At 43.3% G+C, this 18,231-nt stretch carries 10 protein-coding genes; 2 read left to right on the top strand and 8 right to left on the bottom strand.

All coding sequences use genetic code 11. The features are described 5' to 3' along the window. Positions 1 to 49: 49 nt before the first annotated feature. Genes MTO98_RS32030 through MTO98_RS32040 form a run of 3 tightly spaced genes read right to left on the bottom strand, consistent with a single transcriptional unit; the run spans position 50 to position 8,798 of the window. The gene (locus MTO98_RS32030) at positions 50 to 2,929 is read right to left on the bottom strand and encodes a hypothetical protein (RefSeq protein ID WP_243483528.1); all 2,880 of its coding nucleotides are present in this window, start codon (positions 2,927 to 2,929) and stop codon (positions 50 to 52) included. Next, positions 2,926 to 5,826, bottom strand: coding sequence for a hypothetical protein (locus MTO98_RS32035; RefSeq protein WP_243483530.1), 2,901 nt, complete (start codon positions 5,824 to 5,826; stop codon positions 2,926 to 2,928). Before MTO98_RS32035 ends, MTO98_RS32030 begins: the two co-directional genes overlap by 4 nt. Further along, positions 5,826 to 8,798: a hypothetical protein gene (locus MTO98_RS32040; RefSeq protein WP_243483532.1), complete on the bottom strand. Its 2,973-nt coding sequence runs from the start codon at positions 8,796 to 8,798 to the stop codon at positions 5,826 to 5,828. The genes MTO98_RS32035 and MTO98_RS32040 overlap by 1 nt, the downstream gene beginning before the upstream one ends. Positions 8,799 to 8,875: 77 nt before the next feature. On the opposite strand from MTO98_RS32040, the gene MTO98_RS32045 reads away from it, so the two are divergent. Together MTO98_RS32045 and MTO98_RS32050 are read left to right on the top strand one after the other, a co-directional pair. Next, positions 8,876 to 9,358, top strand: a complete 483-nt coding sequence (locus MTO98_RS32045) for a hypothetical protein (protein ID WP_243483534.1) — start codon at positions 8,876 to 8,878, stop codon at positions 9,356 to 9,358. Between the two features lie 75 nt (positions 9,359 to 9,433). After that, positions 9,434 to 13,000, top strand: coding sequence for a two-component regulator propeller domain-containing protein (locus tag MTO98_RS32050; protein WP_243483536.1), 3,567 nt, complete (start codon positions 9,434 to 9,436; stop codon positions 12,998 to 13,000). A 181-nt stretch (positions 13,001 to 13,181) separates the two neighbouring features. On the opposite strand, the gene MTO98_RS32055 is transcribed toward MTO98_RS32050, so the two are convergent. The 5 genes from MTO98_RS32055 to MTO98_RS32075 all read right to left on the bottom strand — a co-directional run bounded on the left by MTO98_RS32055 (position 13,182) and on the right by MTO98_RS32075 (position 18,189). Continuing rightward, the gene (locus MTO98_RS32055) at positions 13,182 to 13,940 is read right to left on the bottom strand and encodes a DUF1080 domain-containing protein (protein ID WP_243483537.1); all 759 of its coding nucleotides are present in this window, start codon (positions 13,938 to 13,940) and stop codon (positions 13,182 to 13,184) included. A 26-nt stretch (positions 13,941 to 13,966) separates the two neighbouring features. Continuing rightward, positions 13,967 to 15,682 carry a GMC oxidoreductase gene (locus MTO98_RS32060; RefSeq protein ID WP_243483539.1) on the bottom strand — a complete coding sequence of 572 codons (1,716 nt, stop codon included), beginning with the start codon at positions 15,680 to 15,682 and terminating at the stop codon, positions 13,967 to 13,969. 47 nt (positions 15,683 to 15,729) lie between these two features. Next, complete coding sequence (locus MTO98_RS32065) at positions 15,730 to 16,455, bottom strand: glucosamine-6-phosphate deaminase (RefSeq protein WP_243483541.1); 726 nt, start codon at positions 16,453 to 16,455, stop codon at positions 15,730 to 15,732. A gap of 3 nt (positions 16,456 to 16,458) precedes the next feature. Continuing rightward, entirely contained in the window at positions 16,459 to 17,544 is a 1,086-nt protein-coding gene (locus tag MTO98_RS32070; RefSeq protein WP_243483543.1) for a Gfo/Idh/MocA family protein, read from the bottom strand. Positions 17,545 to 17,943: 399 nt separating this feature from the next. Beyond that, entirely contained in the window at positions 17,944 to 18,189 is a 246-nt protein-coding gene (locus tag MTO98_RS32075) for a hypothetical protein (RefSeq protein WP_243483545.1), read from the bottom strand. Positions 18,190 to 18,231 lie beyond the last annotated feature (42 nt).

Here is an 18,231-nt window from a genome sequence, read left to right on the forward strand (position 1 = left end):
TAAAAGCAAAGCACCAAAAAACGAAATGTTTAAAACACCTACTCTACCATTACGGAGCCGGTGGGCTCACTTTTAGCTTACCCTGCTTAAAACCAAAGCTACCGTCCATATCTGTTCCGTTCAATATGATGGAATAGGTTGCTGGCATATCGGCTGTATAAAAACTAATTACAGCTTTACCATCGGTGCCGGTGGTTACGTTAGGCTGCCAGTATATTGTTGAACGCAAATCGTTTTTAACTTTTGGTGTATTAACAACTGTATATTTCGGGCTATAAAATTGCGAAGGGAAACTCAACGCCAAAGGCTTATACAGATAGCCTCCCGGCGTTTTACTGATACTGGGACCATGCCCTCCACGGGTAGTTATTTCCATAAAAGTAAAATCGGCAACATTAGTATATCTGATCCAATCTGAAGGAATGTAGTGGCCGTAATATTCGTTATTGTATTTTGAACTGGTATTGATCTCAATACCCTTAATATCTTCGGCAGAGTTTGATTCGAGATATTGGTTGATAATCAAAAAGTCGGGGTCATCTACATAGTTGCTTTTAAATATGGTGCCAAAAGGTATACCATCAATTATAAAGCAAATAGGTTTATGATCGACAAAATACCAGTCGAAAAAAATACTGGGTGCCTTTCTATAAGAGCCAAACTGTATGTCACTTAGTGTTTTGCCCTGTACGCTAAAGCGTAGAGGGTAATTTTTCATGATTGTACCAACCCTAAAGGTTTTTACATTCTCCTTCAAAAACTCCATCCAGCTTTTTTTACCGGCTTTTAAAAGGTCGCCCTCATCAAAAACAAAATCAGCATTGCCAGCGCCATTCAGGTTTTTTGAATCTTTAACTATTTTCCTGGCCCTGATCTTTACTTCTTTCAAAGTTCGCATATCGGCAGGCAGATCATTGGCCAGGTTTTGACGCACCCTGTTAGTCCTGACGCTATTGAACAGTGTAGTATCATTACTTACATACCAGGGCACAATGGTTGCCGGCGGAGGTGCTGTTAAAACCGGCGGCGGCGCATCGTCAATTACAATGCCCACATTAAAATTTTTGGCGGTTTTGATGAAATAAGCAGGTGTATCGGTTAACGGCAGATTGCGAAACTCAAAGCTTCCGTTTGCATCTGTAAGTGTATCCGCAGCCCACAACGGCGATTTGGAGAATAACTGCACTTTTGTTCGTTTAACGCCTTTATTAAAAACATTAAGTACCCTGCCTTTAATTGCCATTTCGGTTTCGGCGGCATATACCGGTCTGTTTTTTTCAGCAGGCCAATCATAACTTACCCAACCTTGCGTAAGCAGCAGGTTATCCAGCGCAAGCCGGCTTTTATCATCGTTATTACTTAAATAATAGTTAGGCTGCTCAACATACCCTTTAAGCTCGGATGTAAGCAGCATACGGGTATCAATGTTTTCATTGTTAAGGCTATCCGGATGTACCTGAGTATCGTCAGTAACAGCAAATGAAAAATTGCCCTGAACCGGTTTGCCAAATGTGTCGGTTACATTTATATCAACAGCAACGCTATCACGCGAGGCATATACAGCTTTATTAGTCCCGATGTTGATCCGCAGGTTATCGTGATGATCAATAAAAGCCAGGCGCTCATTCAAAGTCCTGTTTTTAATATCCACGAGCATAAAATGTGCTATGCCAGATGGAAACAACGCTTTACTGATTTTTCCTTTAATGTTTGCAGCAGCCCTAAAATTAACAACGCTGCCATAGCAAATAACCCCGCGCGATTTGCCAATCAAAAAATAGCTTTCGGCGTTCTGCCTGATGTTATCTGTAGCATGCACCGAAACAGATATTGAATCGGCATCGGCCTTATCGGTTACATTTAAAACGGTGCCCGAATTTTTCACCCTTGGTAAGCTATATTCCTTAACCTGGCCACCCGGCAGTGTCACTTTAGCTATGTAGCTTTCTCCTGTTTTAGGTATCATATCAAAACTCCCCATCCCCAAATGGCCCGTAGAAAAATCCACTACCGGCCTATGATCACCATTAAATACTGTCCCGGAAATGTTGATCCCCTTTCCATCCAAGCCTATTGCCTTAAAGCCTATATGTGCAGGCAGGCCACCAACCAGTTCTCCCCCCTCGGGCATAAATTGCACATCAGCATCCTGAGCCCGATTAAAGTTCAGCTGAATATTTACCCGGTTACCGGAGGCGTCATTGACAATCACCCTGATATCCCCGGGTTTGCCGGGCAAATTAAATGTTATATCGATCAAACCTTTTTCATCAGTTTGCATGCCTGCCTTATATAGCCTCCGCTTGCCCTTCATCACTGCAAGCTGCACCTGCTTGTTTGCAACAGCTTTCTTATAACTGTCACTTAACAAAAGTTTAACACGTGCCTGCTCTTTGCCATCAACCATGGTGCTTATGCTTGAATAATTAGCCATCCAGTTGCTGCCTGCATCGTCGGCTATGGTAAATTGCTTATAAAAAAAGCAGTCCCTATTAAAGTTTTGCATCCACTGTGTGTAGGCTGTGAGGATATAGGTACCAGCCGGCAGCTCCTTAAGGCTGATGTTTCCCCAAGTAAGTCCGTTTTCTACAGGTAGGCGTTGCTGCTTCACCACTACATTGCTGTCGGTAGCAATGGTCAGGTACATAATCCCGCTTTTGGCAGATGGCGTTAACCTGTGTGCATCAACCATGTAAGCTTTAAACCATAAGGTATCCCCCGGCGTATAGGAGTTTTTATCAAACTGCACATAAATGCGTTCGGCCGGGTTTTGTTGAACAGTGCTATCGGCAACTTTTTTTGCCTGCAGCAATTGTGCAGCAGGCGATATTTGTTGAGCATAACCATGCCTAACCGATACCAGGCAAATAAAACCTGCTGTTAAAAGCAGGAATAAAGACACCCGTTTAAGCTTCATTATATTTTTCATGGGTTGGTATTGCCTGTAACCTTTATTTTACCATAAATATAGCCAAGACTGCCATCCATATTGGTACCTTCTAAAATATAAGTATAAGTTGATGGTTTACCAGCCGAGTAAAAGGATATTGTTGCTTTGCCATCGCTTCCGGTACTTACATTCGGCTCCCAATGTATGGTAGACCGCAGGTCGGGGACCGTTTTATTTTTATTGGATACCGGATACCGGGGCTTATAAAACTTTGAAGGCAAGCTAAGTGCCAATGGTTTATACAAATATGCCCCAGGCGAGCGCGGAATCCCCGGACCGCCGCCGGACCGGGTAGTAATTTCAACAAACATCATATCTGATGGAATTAAATTTCGCCGCCATTCCGGATAGATATACCTGTTAAAATACGCAATGCTGTATTTAGTTGAGTTATTAACTTCAATGCCTTTAACGTCTTCCGCATTGTATGATTCCAGATAGGCTCTAACATCGTTTCCATCCGGCCCATTTGGTGATGTCGCTTTAAAAACATTACCAAACGGAACTCCGTCAACTATTAACTTCATCGGTTTATTATCTATCATATACCACGGAATATTTGTTTTTGGGGTTTCTAAGGTAAATTGGGCATTAATGGATGCTTCTTCACTTGATTTATCCTGCAGTGCAAAGCGCAAGTTGAGGGGCTTATATAAAATTACCAATTTCAAGGTAGGGATACGCTCCTGTAAAAACTGCAATAAACTTTTTTTACCGGCCTTCAACATATCATTCTCGTCAAATGCCTGGTCGGCGTTGCCTTCGCCGTTAAGATTTTGCGACCCTTTAACAATCTTTTTAGCGGTGATCTTAACCTCTTTCAAAGCCCTTGTATTAACAGGCAGATCATCAGCCATATTTTGGCGCAAGCGGTTATTTTTTACGTTATTAAGCATAGCGGTATTACTGCCCACATACCAGGGCGTTTCGGCCGGTGCGGCGGATGCCAATAATGCGGGTAGCGGGGCATCGTTCATTGCAATGGTTACGTTAAAGCTTTTGGCAGTTTTGATAAAATAGGCAGGAGTATCTGCCATTGGCAGATTGCTGAAAGTAAAATTACCATCTTTATTGGTGAGCGTATCGGCTACTACCATGGGCGATTTGGAAAATAGCTGAACTTTAGTTTGTTTAACCGGCTTATTGAATACGTTAAACACCCGGCCATTAATAGCTGCATCTTTTTCGGCAGCATAAACCGGCCTGCCATTTACCCCGGGCAAGCTGTAACTTACCCACCCCTGGGTAAGCAGCAGGTTATCAAGGGCCTCCCGGGCTTGTGCATTATTGACAGTCAAATAATAATCAGGCTGTTCTACAAAACCTTTCAACTCCGATGTTAGTAGTATCCGGGTAATGATATTCTCGTTGTTCAGGCTATCCGGATGCACCAGCGCATCATCGGTAACTGCCAGCGAAAAATTGCCGGTTACCGGGTTACCCAATGCATCTTTTACATTGATGTGCAACGCTACACTATCACGCGGGTTATAGGCTGCTTTATCTGCATAAATGTTTAAATGCAGGTTATCATGCCTGTTAATGTAAATCAACCGTTCGTTTAAGGGCTTGCTGTTCATATCAAGCAACACAAAATGGGTAATACCTGAGGGGAAAAGCTGCTTGCTGATTTTTTGACTAATGGATGTATTGTTTTTAAAATCAACCATTGCGCCATAACAAATAATTTCGCGCGCTTTACCTACCAGGAAATAGCGCTCGCCTGAACGGGCTATTTTATCTGTTGCGGCCAGCAAAACTTTTACAGAATCTTCATTGCCTGTATTCACCACATTCAGAACAATGCCTTCATTCTTAACATCGGGCATGGGATACTCACGCGTGGCACCGCCAGGCAGGGTCACTTTAGCAGTGTAAATTTCATCCGCACCCGCAACCGGCAGGTTAAAATTGCCCATGCCCAGGTGCTGGGTTGTAAAATTAACCACAACCTGTTTTTCATGGTTGAGTACCGAACCTGAAACATTAATGCCCTTGCCATCCAAACCGATGGCCTTAAACCCAACATGTGCAGGTAAACCTGCTATGATCTCGCCGCCCTCGGGCATAAATTGCACATCGGCATCCTGCTGACGGCTAAAATTAAGCGGAATGTTCACCCGGTTGCCGCCTGCATCATTGGCTATGATCCGGATATTTCCTGCTTTATCGGGCAAATTAAAAGTGATATCTATCATACCGTTTTCATCGGTTTGTACTGCCTGCCGGTATAACCGCCTTTTACCTTTCATTACCGATAACTGCACAGGCTTACCTGCTACTGCCGTTTTGTAAATATCACTCAACATTAATTTAACGCGGGCTTGTTCTTTACCTCCTGATATGGTACTTGAGCAGGTATAATTGGCCAGCCAGCTGCTGCCGGCATCATCGGCAATGGTAAATTGCTTTTTAAAAAAGCAATCCTGATCAAAATTTTGCAGCCATTGGGTATAGGCCACAAGTGTATAACTACCAGCAGGAAGCTCCTTCAGGCTGATATTACCCCAGCTCACTCCTTTTTCAACCGGCAACCGCTGTCGTTTTACCACTACATTGCTATCGGTAACAATGCTTACATACATCAATCCGCTTTTGGCCGACAGGTTGAGTGTAGGTGCGTTAAACAGATAGGCTTTAAACCAAAGGGTATCACCTGGAGTGTAGCTGTTTTTATCCAACTGCAGATAAATTTTTTCGGCAGGGTTGAACTTAGCTGCACTGTCTGCAGCCATCTTTCTTTTAAACAACCAGGCTGCCGGAGTTAAATCCTGAGCATATGTGTTCTGAACGAACAGCATGAATAAGATCACGGCTATTAAATGTAAGCCATGACCTTTCGGTAAATGAGGAAGGTTAAAATCCCTGATCTTCATTACGGTGTTATGTTATTGGTTACCTTTATTTTTCCGGATAAATACTCAACGCTGCCATCCATGTCAGTGCCCTCTAAAATATAGGTGTAAGTTGATGGCTTATCGGCTGTATAAAATGATATGGTTGCCTTGCCATCTGTACCGGTAACAATATTCGGCTCCCAGTGTATGGTTGACCGCAGATCGGGAGCGTGCTTTGTTGTATCATTAACCAAATAACGGGGCCTGTAAAATTTGGAGGGGATACTTAACGCCAATGGTTTATATAAATAGCTGCCCGGCGTATTTTGAATTGCAGGCCCTTTTCCTGATCTTGTGGTAATTTCAACAAAGGCTATATCGGTTATGTTAAGGTGGTATTTCCAGGTAACAAACCGATTAAAATATTCACTTGCATATTTAGTTGAGGTGATGATCTCAACCCCTTTTATATCCTCCGCATTATATCTCTCCAGGTAGTTTTTTAAAGTTATAAAATTGGGCTCGTCAATATTAGGGCTTTTAAGCATTTGGGAAAACGAGATCCCGTCAACGATCAGTTTTAACGGTTTTCCATCTATAAAATACCATGGGAAATTATACGTATCTCCTGACATCGATACCCCCGATACCAGATCAGTAGAACCTTTATCCTGCAGTGAAAATTTAAAATCATAATAACGTCCTATTTCAAAGAGATTATATATGTTCAGCGGCCTGTGAATACTTCCAACCCTGAACCCCGGAACGTTTTGCTCCAGAAACTGCAGCCAGTTTTGTTTACCTGCTTTTTCCACGTCTGCTTCATCAAAGGCCATATCGGCATTACCCGGCCCATTTAAATTCTGCGACCCCTTTACTATTTTTTTTGCAGTAACCTTCACCTCTTTTAGCATATGCTGACCAGCCGGAAGACTATCGGCCAGGCTTTGCTTTACACGATTATTCTTGATCGCGGCCAATATACTGGTATCACGGCTTACATACCACGGCATAGGCACGGGTGCATAGGCCGCCGCAAACTCAGGTGGTGACGGGTCTTTAATTAAAATACTTACGTTAAAGTTTCTGGCTGTTTTAAGCACAAAGAGGGGCGAATCGATCCGTGGGAAATTATGAAACAAAAAATTACCGCCGTCATCTGTAAGCACACTTGAAACAAGCAATGGCGAACTTGAAAGCAGCGAAACCTTCATTTTTTTAACCGGTCTGTTAAAAACGTTTACTACAGTACCTTTTACGGCAAACTCATTTTCGGCAGCGAAAACCGGTCGGTTTTTTTCAGCAGGCCAATCATAGTTTACCCAACCCTGGGTAAGCATTAAGTTATCAAGAGCTTCTTTGCTTTGCTTGTTTGTTAGGTTAAAATAATAGCCTGGCTGCTCAATGTATCCTTTAAGCTCGGAGGTTAAAAATATGCTGGTAAAAATATTTTCGTTATTGAGCGGATCTGTATGTACCAACGCATCATCGGTTACAGCAAGCGAAAAATTAGATTTTACGGGGTTGCCTAACAGGTCACTAACAGCAACATGCATGGCCAAACTATCATGCGGAATATACGCGGTTTTATCATTAGTGATATTAAGGCGAATACCATCGTGCTGATTCATGAACACAAGCCTTTCATTAAGCGTTTCACTTTTAGCGTTTGCCAGTATGAAATGTGTTACCCCGGTTGGAAAAAGTTTTTTACTGAGCGTTTTGCTGACATGGCCATTTTCAGTAAAGTCAAATGTAGCTGCGTAGCAAATTGTTTGACGTGATTTACCTATCAAAAAATAGGTTTTGCCCGAATTGACGATGTCGGCAGTAGCGTATGCTGATACATTTACAGAATCAGATCCGGCAACTTCGTTAACCTTTAATATAGTACCTGAATTTTTCACTTCGGGCAATGCAAACTCTTTACTTACCCCACCAGGCAAGGTCACTATGGCATGGTATTTCTCCCCTTCTTTTATCTGAAAATTAAAACTTCCCATGCCCAGGTGTAACGAAGAGAAATCAGCCACCCGTTGTTTATTTCGGTCAAATACCGTTCCTGTAACGTCAATACCCCTACCGTCTGCACCAATTGCCTTAAAAGCAACATGTGCAGGTAAACCGGCAACCAGGTTTCCACTTTCGGGCATAAATTGAAGATCTGCATTGCCGGGCAGTTCAATATTGAGCGGAATATTAACCGAGTTTCCATCGTTATCGCGCACAGCAACCCTCAGTCCCGATACATTTGCAGGGAGCTTAAAATTTACATCTATAAGCCCGTGCTCGTCTGTTTCAATAGTTTTCTTGTACAATACCCGTTTATCTCTGTTTATATAAAGCTGAACGTTTTTAGCAATAACAGGCATCTTATTAAAATCACTGAGCATCAGCTTTATATCTGCCCTATTTTGGCCATTGGCGGTTATAATGGTACTTGTATAATTGGCCAGCCAGTTACTTCCACCGTCATCGCTAATTGTGAAACGGGCATAAAATGTTCCCGCACCGTTAAAATTACGCATCCAATTAGTGTAGGCCTTTAGGATATAATTTCCTGCAGGTAAACTTTTTAAACTGATGTTGCCCCAACTCAAGCCCTGCTCTACAGGTAAACGTAACCTTTTAACCATTGCATTACTATCGGTAGCTATGTCCAGATACATGATACCGCTCCTGGCCGATAAGCCAAGCGTAGGTGCATGAAACAGGTAGGCTTTAAACCATAATGTATCGCCGGGTGTATAAGTGTGTTTATCAAGTTGCAGGTATATTTTTTCGGCAGGGTTTTTCATTACCGAGCTGTCTGCAGCATCTTTAACTTTCAGCAATTGCTGCTTTAATGCATCGCTTTGTGCAAAACAACATTGATGAACCATTAACATTAGCGGCAACAAAAAAGCAACACTTTTTAATTGTGTGCATAAGGGTTTCAAAACCGGCAAAAAACTCCCGCAAAATGGAGAGGTACGGCCGTCTGTTTTTGACAGTGGATCTTTCAATGGCATGGATATATTTAGGTTTATAATTGGGTGATATAAAGTTAATTATTATTAACAATATATAAAAGATTGTACATTTATATATGCCGAAAGAAGATATTACCGATTTACTTTTCTTTATGAAAACCTTCCCGTCCGAAGTACGGGAACGAGCGTTGTGGCTACGTGATTTTATATGGAATTTATACCCGCAGGCCAACGAGCTTATTTACGACAATTATAATGCTTTGGCGGTGGGCTGGTCACCTACAGAAAAGATGGGCCACATATTTTGTTCTTTTGCAGTTTACCGCGGCAACTACAATACGCACTTCGGGTTTTACTGGGGGGCCGAACTGTCCGACCCGCAGAAACTGCTCATAGGCGAAGGTAAGCAGTACCGCTACCTGCTGGTAAATGACATTGCTGTGTTTCCACAGCAAGAGGTAAAAAAATTGGTTGATGAGGCATGGCAAAATTCGCTGGCAAAAGTTAAAGACCCAATGCAACTAACGCAGGGTAAAACTATTGTTAAAATGGTATCCGGCAACAAGCGCGAAAAGAAACTTAAAGCCCCCAAAAAGTAAGTTTTCGCCCCTATAAACCCCTATTTTATTTTACAGGATAAAATATTTACTTTATGCCTGTTAACTTTTACCTTAATGAAAAAAATCACATTGCTGATTTTGTGCTGCTGCGTAAGCCTTTATGCCGCCTCACAATCAGCTCATTTATATTTCGACAGGTTTGATATTAAAAAAGGATTACCCGAATCAAACGTAAGCAACATCATCGAAGACAGTGAAGGCTACATGTGGCTCTCAACCCAAAACGGGCTGGTACGCTATGATGGTTACCAATACAAAATTTACAGGCTCGGTTCGGCAAAGCTTAACCGGCAAGTTGCAACGCTGGTATTTAGTGTTGCCGAGGATAATAAAAAGAACCTTTGGGTAAGTACCCTGGTTAATGGTTTGTTCAGGTATAACAGGCAAACCGATACGTTTGAGCAATACCCTTACCCCGAAAATGATTTGTATGCCCAGTTTATGATAAGTACTACAGATAACGAGGGCAATGTTTGGGGGCGCTATAACACGACAGATGGTAAACAAAGCATTGTAAAATTTCATCCTGCAACCGGGCAATATGAAAAGTTCAGTAAATGGCATACCGGCATTCATCATATTGAGGCTGCATTTGGTTACAACGCCTACAAAACCGCCAACGGCGTCATCTGGCTGGCGACAGACAACGGCATTTACCGTTATAATGGGGCAGGAAAAGGCTTTACTGCATACTTTACATCAACAGATACAGCCAGGCAACGCGGGGTAAACCCGGTTTACGAGGCACCCTCAGAGCCGGGAGTATTATACATGAATACTTTTCACGGTAACAATGTTGACCTGCGGCTTACCCGTTTTGACACCCGGACCGGTGCCGTACAAAACTATAAGGCCGGTAAGGGCAAAGACAGCCTTTTAAACGCTGGCATTTACAGTATTTATGAGGATAAAGCTAAGCGCCTATGGCTGGGTACTATGCAGGGGCTATCAAAGTTTGACAGGCAAAAAGGCACATTTAGTAATTACGTACCGGATGATACTTTAAAACAGATTGGCCAACAGCAGCTATCGGCCATTACGGAAACTAAACAAGGGACATTGTGGATGACATCGCCGGCGGGATTGGTGTATTTTGATCCAAACACAGCAGCCTTTACCCGCTACAGCATGAACCCCGATGACCCGGGTGCTTTGGCCAGCTTGTTTATCTCCACTAAAACAGTTGATCATACCAACACCCTTTGGATAGGCTACGGCAACGCAGGCGCGGCACGGCTTAACAAACTAAAAAGTGCTTTTGATATTTATAAAACCGGAAAAAAAATAAATGGGTACCCTCCAAAGGCGATAGCAGCAAATTTCCAGGAAGACGGCACCGCATGGATCACCACAAGGCAGGGATTTTTTAGAGGATCGGTAATATCCAACCAATATAAAAAGATGTTTTCATTGGATAACGCTGAGCAATATTCGGGAGGGGTATTTATGGGTAAAGACAATATGTTATATGTTGGCAGCCATGATGGCCTCATTGTATTCAACACCCTTACCGGAAAAAAGCTTACATATAAAAGTAACCCTGCCGACAGTAACACACTCGTTACCAATGACCTGAATTTTGTTTTTCAGGACCACACGGGTATTGTATGGATAGCAACCAACAATGCAAAAGGCATTTGTTCTTTTGATCCTGCAAGCAAAAAATTTACCCGGTACCCGTATCGCAATACGCTTGAAGCCATTACCCCTAAAAACAAATATTACCTTGACGACAGCCGGCCTATCGCTTTTTATGAAGACCGCAGCGGTACGCTATGGATAGGAACTAATTTTGGCGGGTTAAGCCGCTTTGACCGGAAGAACCGCCGTTTTATATCTTACTTTAATAACGATATCCGCAATGCCACCTGTGTAAACACCATTTGCGAAACAAAATCGGGCAAGCTATGGATAGGTACATATCTTGACGGCATTTTTGAATTTGACCGCAGATCGGGCAAATTTACCAGGCATTTCAATGAGCGTTCGGGCTTATTGTTTAACTCCGTTATAGCAATGAATGAAGATGCAGACGGACGCATCTGGATGTTATCCGAACGCGGCCTTTCAAGGCTCAACCCGGAAACCATGCAAATTAAAAACTTTGCAATGGACAATATCTTGCCGGGTTATGATATTTTAAGAGCCGTTAATCAGCTCACTAAACTACCCAACGGACGCATAGTGTTCCCTTTAGTTAACGGGATCACCGTATTTAATCCGCAAAGCCTTAATGAAAGCCCTTATCTGCCGGTGGTACACATTGAAGACGTTGTTTATAGCAACCCTTCGGCAAGCGAAAAGGTGTTTAACAAAGTATTAGCCTATGGCCACAAAACGCTCGAACTGCCTTACGATCAAAACCGGGTACAGATAGACTATATAGGCCTGCAATACGATAATCCTCAACAAAATGCTTATGCCTACAAACTGGAAGGCTATGATAAAAACTGGGTGAACGCGGGGACTGATCGGTGGGTAACATATAATAACCTTTCGGCCGGTACATATGTATTTCATGTAAAAGCGGCAAACAGTTCGGGTAAATGGAACAACACCGGCGACAGTATCACTATCATTATCGCAACTGCATGGTACTTGCGCTGGTGGGCATGGTTAATATATGTCGTATTGTTTGCCTGGGCCATTTACGCGTTCATTGCCTATCGTTCGCGACACCTTAAACATGAAAACCTGTTACTTGAACAAAAGGTGCAACAGCGTACTAACGATCTGAGCCTTGCCAATAAAGAGCTGAGTGAACAGCAGGAAGAGATCATTACCCAGCGCGATCAACTGGCCGAAGCAGTGGATAATCTTCAAAACACCCAGCAGCAATTGATCCAGGCCGAAAAACTGGCTTCACTTGGCGAACTTACAGCCGGTATTGCACATGAGATCCAAAACCCATTGAATTTTGTAAACAATTTCTCGGAAGTAAGTATCGAGCTGATAGAAGAAATGGAAACAGAGCTGACCAACGGTGACACCGAAGAAGCTAAAGCCATTGTTGCCGATGTGAAACTCAACCTCGAAAAAATCCATCACCATGGCAAACGAGCTGATGCTATTGTAAAAAACATGCTCCAGCACTCAAGGGCCGGTACCGGCAGCAAGGAGCCGGTAAATATTAACAACCTCACCGGCGAATATTTTAAGCTGGCCTATAATGGTCTTCGTGCTAAAGACAAAACTTTTAACGCCGCCTTAGTTACCAATTTTGATGATAACCTGCCGCTGATCAATATTGTGCAACAGGATATCGGCCGTGTATTGCTCAACCTGTTTAATAATGCTTTTTATGCAGTGCACCAAAAGCAAAAAACAGCAGGTGAAAATTATAAGCCGGAAATTGTAGTAACAACCAGCGGCACCCAGACTCCTAAAGGCGGAGGAACATCAGTGATAATATCAGTCCGTGATAACGGCATGGGCATTCCTGATAATATTAAAGAAAAAATCATGCAGCCATTTTTTACTACAAAGCCAACCGGGCAGGGTACCGGCCTGGGTTTATCACTCAGTTATGATATTGTGGTAAAAGGACATGCCGGTAAAATCGACATCGATAGTAAAGAGGGTGAATATACCGAGTTTACAATTACGTTGCCGGCAGGATAATCTTTTAGAAATGTAGTATAACTAATAGTCATTATAAGACACGAAGCAATCCCCTATTAACATAACCACTATTATAGTTTGGGATTGCTTCGTGCCTTGTAATAACCTAATTGTAAACTACCATACAACGTACCTCACCCACCATCGTCAAAATATATTTAAGCCATTTGTACCAAGCAGCTTACAATTTTTTGATTTCGATGTTCCGGTACCAAACATCTGCGCCATGATCCTGCAGCACGATATGTCCTGTTTTAAACGTGCCGAAATCAGGCCATTGTTTGAATTTACTGCCCGCTACCAGTTTTTTCCAGTTATCGTCCCATAGCGTTGTAGATAGCACATGCTCGCCATTAATAGTAAAATCAAGCTTGCTGTTGTTACAAACTATCTCCACCTGGTTCCATTCGCCCGCAGGTTTAACCACGTCTTTTGATATCGAAATCAGATCGTACAGATCGCCTGCACGGTGTTTGATGAGTTTGCCATCTTCGTTTTCCTTATTATCAACTACCTGGCATTCGGGGCCGGTAAAATAAGTGTACTTGTATTTGGCAGTATCTTCCTTAACATGAAACAGGATACCGCTGTTACCTCCTTTAGAGATCTTCCACTCCAGCTTAAGATCGAAGTTCTCATACTCTTCGTTGCTTACCATATCCCCGCCATTTTTGCTTTGCCAGTCACCCTTTTGCGAAGCATCAAGATGTAATACACCATCTTCGGCTTTCCAGGCCAAACCAGCGGCCGGTTTACCATAGGCATGCCAGCCATCGGTATTTTTGCCATTAAAAATGGGTTCAAAGGCCGAAGCTGTGCTATCCTTTTTCTGGTTGGTATCAGCAACACTTGTGCTGTCCTTATTATAGTTTTTGGGTGTAGATGAATGGCAGCCGCTCAGGGCTATGGCTGTTAATGCTATTAAAAATAACTTGTTCATTTGGTGTTATGTTTAGTTAGTAAGTTTTAAAGGTTTCCTTTTTTAAATTCATCCACGGCATGTGTAGCTGCGCGGGCCGTTAATGCCATGTACAATATCGATGGACTCTGGTTACCTGTGGTGGCCATACAGGCACCATCGGTAACAAATACGTTTTTACACAAATGCAACTGGTTCCACTGGTTAAGCAGCGATGTTTTAGGATCTTTACCCATGCGCACCCCGCCCATTTCGTGAATGTCCAGCCCGGGGGCCTGTTTATTCTCATGCTTTTGAATATTGGTACAACCCGCTTTTTCAAACATATCTGCGGTTTGTGTTAAAAAATCCTGGATCATGCGCTCATCGTTATCATCATACTCAACAGAAGTTACCAGTAATGGAATACCCCATTGATCTTTTTTATCGGTACTTAACCGCACGTGGTTGCTCGCCTTCGGTATGGTTTCGCCCTGCAGGTACATGTATGCACTCCAGCCCCCGGGTTCGGTAAGCGAATCTTTGTAAGCACCGCCAATCTCTCCTTCGCCGGTTTCCTTTGGTCCGCGGTTGCGGTAGGCCCCCATAAAAGTGGTGAAGCCTCCTTTATAATCAGTTTCCTGTTTGTGCAGGTTACGGTAATTGGCCAGGATCAGCTCAGTTGGGTTTCGGCCAAAATAATAACTGTCTAAAAAGCCGTCCATATCGGCAGTTACTGATGCCCTGTAATTTTGGAAAGCTATGTATTTGCCAAGCAAACCATTATCGTTACCAAGCCCGTTCGGGAACCTGACTGATTTAGAATTAAGCAGGATGAGGTTTGTATTCAATGCAGAGGCATTCATGAAAATGATGCGTGCCTTGTATATAAACTCTTGCTTGGTATTAGTATCAATAACTTTTACGCCCGAGGCTTTACCCAGCTTTTCGTCATAAATAATAGAATGCACCACCGAAAACGGCCGTATAGTTAAGTTACCCGTTTTTTTAGCCCATGGCAGCGTTGAACTTACCGAACTGAAATAACCACCAAAAGGGCAGCCGCGCATACACAGGTTCCGTGCCATACACTTAACCCTGCCCTGATCAATGTGGATCTGCTCGGGTTTAGTTATATGCGCCCACCGCGCATGTACCAAATGGCGGTCGGGATAATTTTCTTTTATTTTTTTACTGATCTGCTCCTGTACTGCATTCATATCAAAAGGCGGCAGAAACTCACCGTCGGGCATGGCTTCAATGCCATCCTTATTGCCGCAAACGCCTATAAATTTTTCTACGTGCGAATACCAGGGCGCTACGTCATCATAACTAATAGGCCACTCTATACCATAACCAAAGCGTGCCGGGTTCTCAAACTCATACTTGCTCCAACGCTGGCACGCCCTCCCCCATGTAAGCGATTTGCCGCCAACCTGGTACCCCCGGATCCAATCAAACGGTTTTTCCTGTATGTAGGGATGATCCTTGTCCTTCACAAAAAAATGCGCATCATCCTCGCCATAACCGGCGGCGCGGGTAATGAGCGGGTTTTCGTCCAAAAAAGCTTTGGTCATGGCTCCCCGATGTTTAAACTCCCAGGGATCCATAGTTGCAGTGGGGTAATCTTTAATGTGCTGCACGTCTCTGCCACGTTCAAGTACAAGTGTTTTCAGGCCCTGCTCGCAAAGCTCTTTAGCTGCCCAGCCGCCGCTAATACCTGAGCCTATTACAATGGCATCGTAAGTAAACTGATCGGCAGTATTTTTTGGTTCATCAGGCATTGGTTCAATTGGCTATGGTTAATAAACTATTTAATTATCAATAGGTTTTAATTAAGCTGCGCAGCTGCGGCGTTGTCAAGGAAAACCTGTGCATTTTGCAGCGTTTTAAATATAGAGGCAGGTATATCGTTGGTAACATATCCTTGCAGTGCTTGCGCTATGATTGGAGCTTTTTTACTTCCGCTGGCTATAAGTACAGGTACAGCCGCTTCGGCCAGATGGCGCAAACCAAGGGTGATACCCTCCGTTAAAACAGTATCCGTAGTAAAATATTTTTGAGCAACCTCTATTGTTATAGGTGCCAAAGGCGAGTGATGCGCATACGAATGAAAATCTGCACCCGGTTCGTTAAGGCCGATATGCCCGTTAAGCCCTATTCCAACTACCATCATATCCAATCCGCCAAGCTTATCAATATGCCTGTTCATGGCCTGGCATTCGGCATCCAGATCATCGGCTACGGCATTAAAAAATTTCATTTTACCCGGCAAAATATTAAGCGGTGTAAAAAAGTGCTTTTCGAGAAAGTAGGTACAGCTGCCATCATTGGTACGGTGAAGCCCAACCCATTCATCAAGGCCAACAAAATTGGTTTGGCTAAAATCAACCAAACCGCTATTTGAATATTGAACCAGGTAACTGAGCATACCCGTTGGTGAATCGCCGGAAGGAAAACAGATAAGCGCGTCCGGCTTTTGGCTAACCAGGGTAACCACCAGGTCGGCTGCGGCTTTAGACATGGTATTATAATCAGGATATGTATGTAGCTTCATTTTCTATTTATTATCGAGCCAAAGGTTTACAGGTTTATCGATTTTTGCCGAAAAAGGCAATTCTATTTTTTTACCGGCACCGGCAGATGCATAGGCTGCGTAAATGAGTTCAAGCACAGCCCTGCCGTCTTCGCCGGTTACCAGCGGTGTTTTATCGTTTTGCACACAGTCAATAAAATGTTTTAACTCATGCGGATAGCCCTGGTTAAAGGCTTCTTCAAAAATGGTGAAGCTCCAGCCTTGCGTGGTATCTGATTTTTCCATAGCATAGCCATATCCATCACGACTGTAAGTTACTGCAGCATTGCCCATAAACAAGTCGGCATAAATAACCCCGCCAAGACCATGAATTTCACACCGGTCATCCATACCGCCATGCTTGGCCCAGCTATTTTCGGCTACGGCAGTTACACCGTTTTCAAACTCAACAATAATTACCGAATTATCCTCGCCTTTGGTGCGGCCTTTATGCAATACGGTACTCATACTGGCATAAACACTTTTAGGCTTGGCATTGTCAAGCATCCAGCGGAACCAGCCCAGCGCATGACAGCCCATATCCATGATCACGCCGCCGCCCGAAAAATTGATATCATAAAACCAATCCGAATGGGGTCCCGAATGCTTTTCGCCCTGTTTTAACATATAAATTTCGCCAACAGCGCCCTCTTTTACCAGGTGCCTTGCCCGCTCATATTTGGGTGCGAAGCAAAGTTCTTCGGCATACATTAGTTTTACATTATTGGCTTTGCATACGGCAATCATTTCATCGGCCTCTTCAAGCGTAACAGCAAGCGGCTTTTCAATAATAACATGCTTACCTGCTTTGGCAGCCTTGATTGTGGCTTCGGCATGCAAATAATTGGGCAGGCAGATATCCACCACCTCGCAGCCCGATTCGGCAATGAGTTTATCAATATCATCAAACCATTGCGCTATATGATATTTTTCGGCAAAAGCTTTGGCTTTTTCAGGGTTACGGGCATAGCAAGCTACAACCTCTGCTTCGGGGATAAAGCGATGGTACGATTCCATGTGGATATCAGTAATAAAACCGGCACCCAGTATGGCTACTTTAGTTTTGTTCATAAAATGTATATATAATAAAGCGCCGATAATTGGAACAGCGCACAGGATTTACCTGGTTCAGAATACTATTCAAGATTAACGAATAATAATTAAAAATTGAAAAATTTTGGCAGATGCATGTTAGCAAGCCACAATCAGCCAGGTGGGGTTGCTTTGTACCAAAGTCACTAACAAAAACGCTGTCGTGCTGAGGTACGAAGCATCTTCTTCGCTCTGTATAGCGGCTCTGCATTTTGAAGAAGATCCTTTGCTATCGCTCAGGATGACAAATTAAAAACAGGTGTTATGCTGAGCCCGTCAAAGCATAGCGGGCAGGCCTCTGCGCGCGTCCTTTAACAAGCTCAGGATGACAGTCCCCTGCACCTCATGATGGCAAAGACATATCGACCTAATATATCATTACTGCTCCAGCACATGTTTTTTAATAAACTCAATTGTTGATTCGGGCAGGGCGTTACCGCTGGCCTGGGTGAGGCTGCCGTCGGGCTGTAACTCAAGCTCGGCGTTGATGTTGTTATCAATAAAAACATGCAGCTTATTTTGTTCCTTTTCAACACGGCAGGTTAGCTCACGTTCTGAGTAGTTGATCAGGAATTCGTACTTCCCATCTTTTGCTGCTGGTTTGGTGTCTTTTTGATCAATCATGGCGGTTTGTTTATTGAGATAACACACCGTACTACATGATGT

The organism is Mucilaginibacter sp. SMC90 (assembly GCF_022811725.1).
Lineage (GTDB): Bacteria > Bacteroidota > Bacteroidia > Sphingobacteriales > Sphingobacteriaceae > Mucilaginibacter.

What these genes read in the sequence shown, in the direction of transcription:
- MTO98_RS32030 (WP_243483528.1), bottom strand. Translation starts at nt 2,929, where the DNA reads ATGAAAAATATAATGAAGCTTAAACGGGTGTCTTTATTCCTGCTTTTA.
- MTO98_RS32035 (WP_243483530.1), bottom strand. Translation starts at nt 5,826, where the DNA reads ATGAAGATCAGGGATTTTAACCTTCCTCATTTACCGAAAGGTCATGGC.
- MTO98_RS32040 (WP_243483532.1), bottom strand. Translation starts at nt 8,798, where the DNA reads ATGCCATTGAAAGATCCACTGTCAAAAACAGACGGCCGTACCTCTCCA.
- MTO98_RS32045 (WP_243483534.1), top strand. Translation starts at nt 8,876, where the DNA reads ATGCCGAAAGAAGATATTACCGATTTACTTTTCTTTATGAAAACCTTC.
- MTO98_RS32050 (WP_243483536.1), top strand. Translation starts at nt 9,434, where the DNA reads ATGAAAAAAATCACATTGCTGATTTTGTGCTGCTGCGTAAGCCTTTAT.
- MTO98_RS32055 (WP_243483537.1), bottom strand. Translation starts at nt 13,940, where the DNA reads ATGAACAAGTTATTTTTAATAGCATTAACAGCCATAGCCCTGAGCGGC.
- MTO98_RS32060 (WP_243483539.1), bottom strand. Translation starts at nt 15,682, where the DNA reads ATGCCTGATGAACCAAAAAATACTGCCGATCAGTTTACTTACGATGCC.
- MTO98_RS32065 (WP_243483541.1), bottom strand. Translation starts at nt 16,455, where the DNA reads ATGAAGCTACATACATATCCTGATTATAATACCATGTCTAAAGCCGCA.
- MTO98_RS32070 (WP_243483543.1), bottom strand. Translation starts at nt 17,544, where the DNA reads ATGAACAAAACTAAAGTAGCCATACTGGGTGCCGGTTTTATTACTGAT.
- MTO98_RS32075 (WP_243483545.1), bottom strand. Translation starts at nt 18,189, where the DNA reads ATGATTGATCAAAAAGACACCAAACCAGCAGCAAAAGATGGGAAGTAC.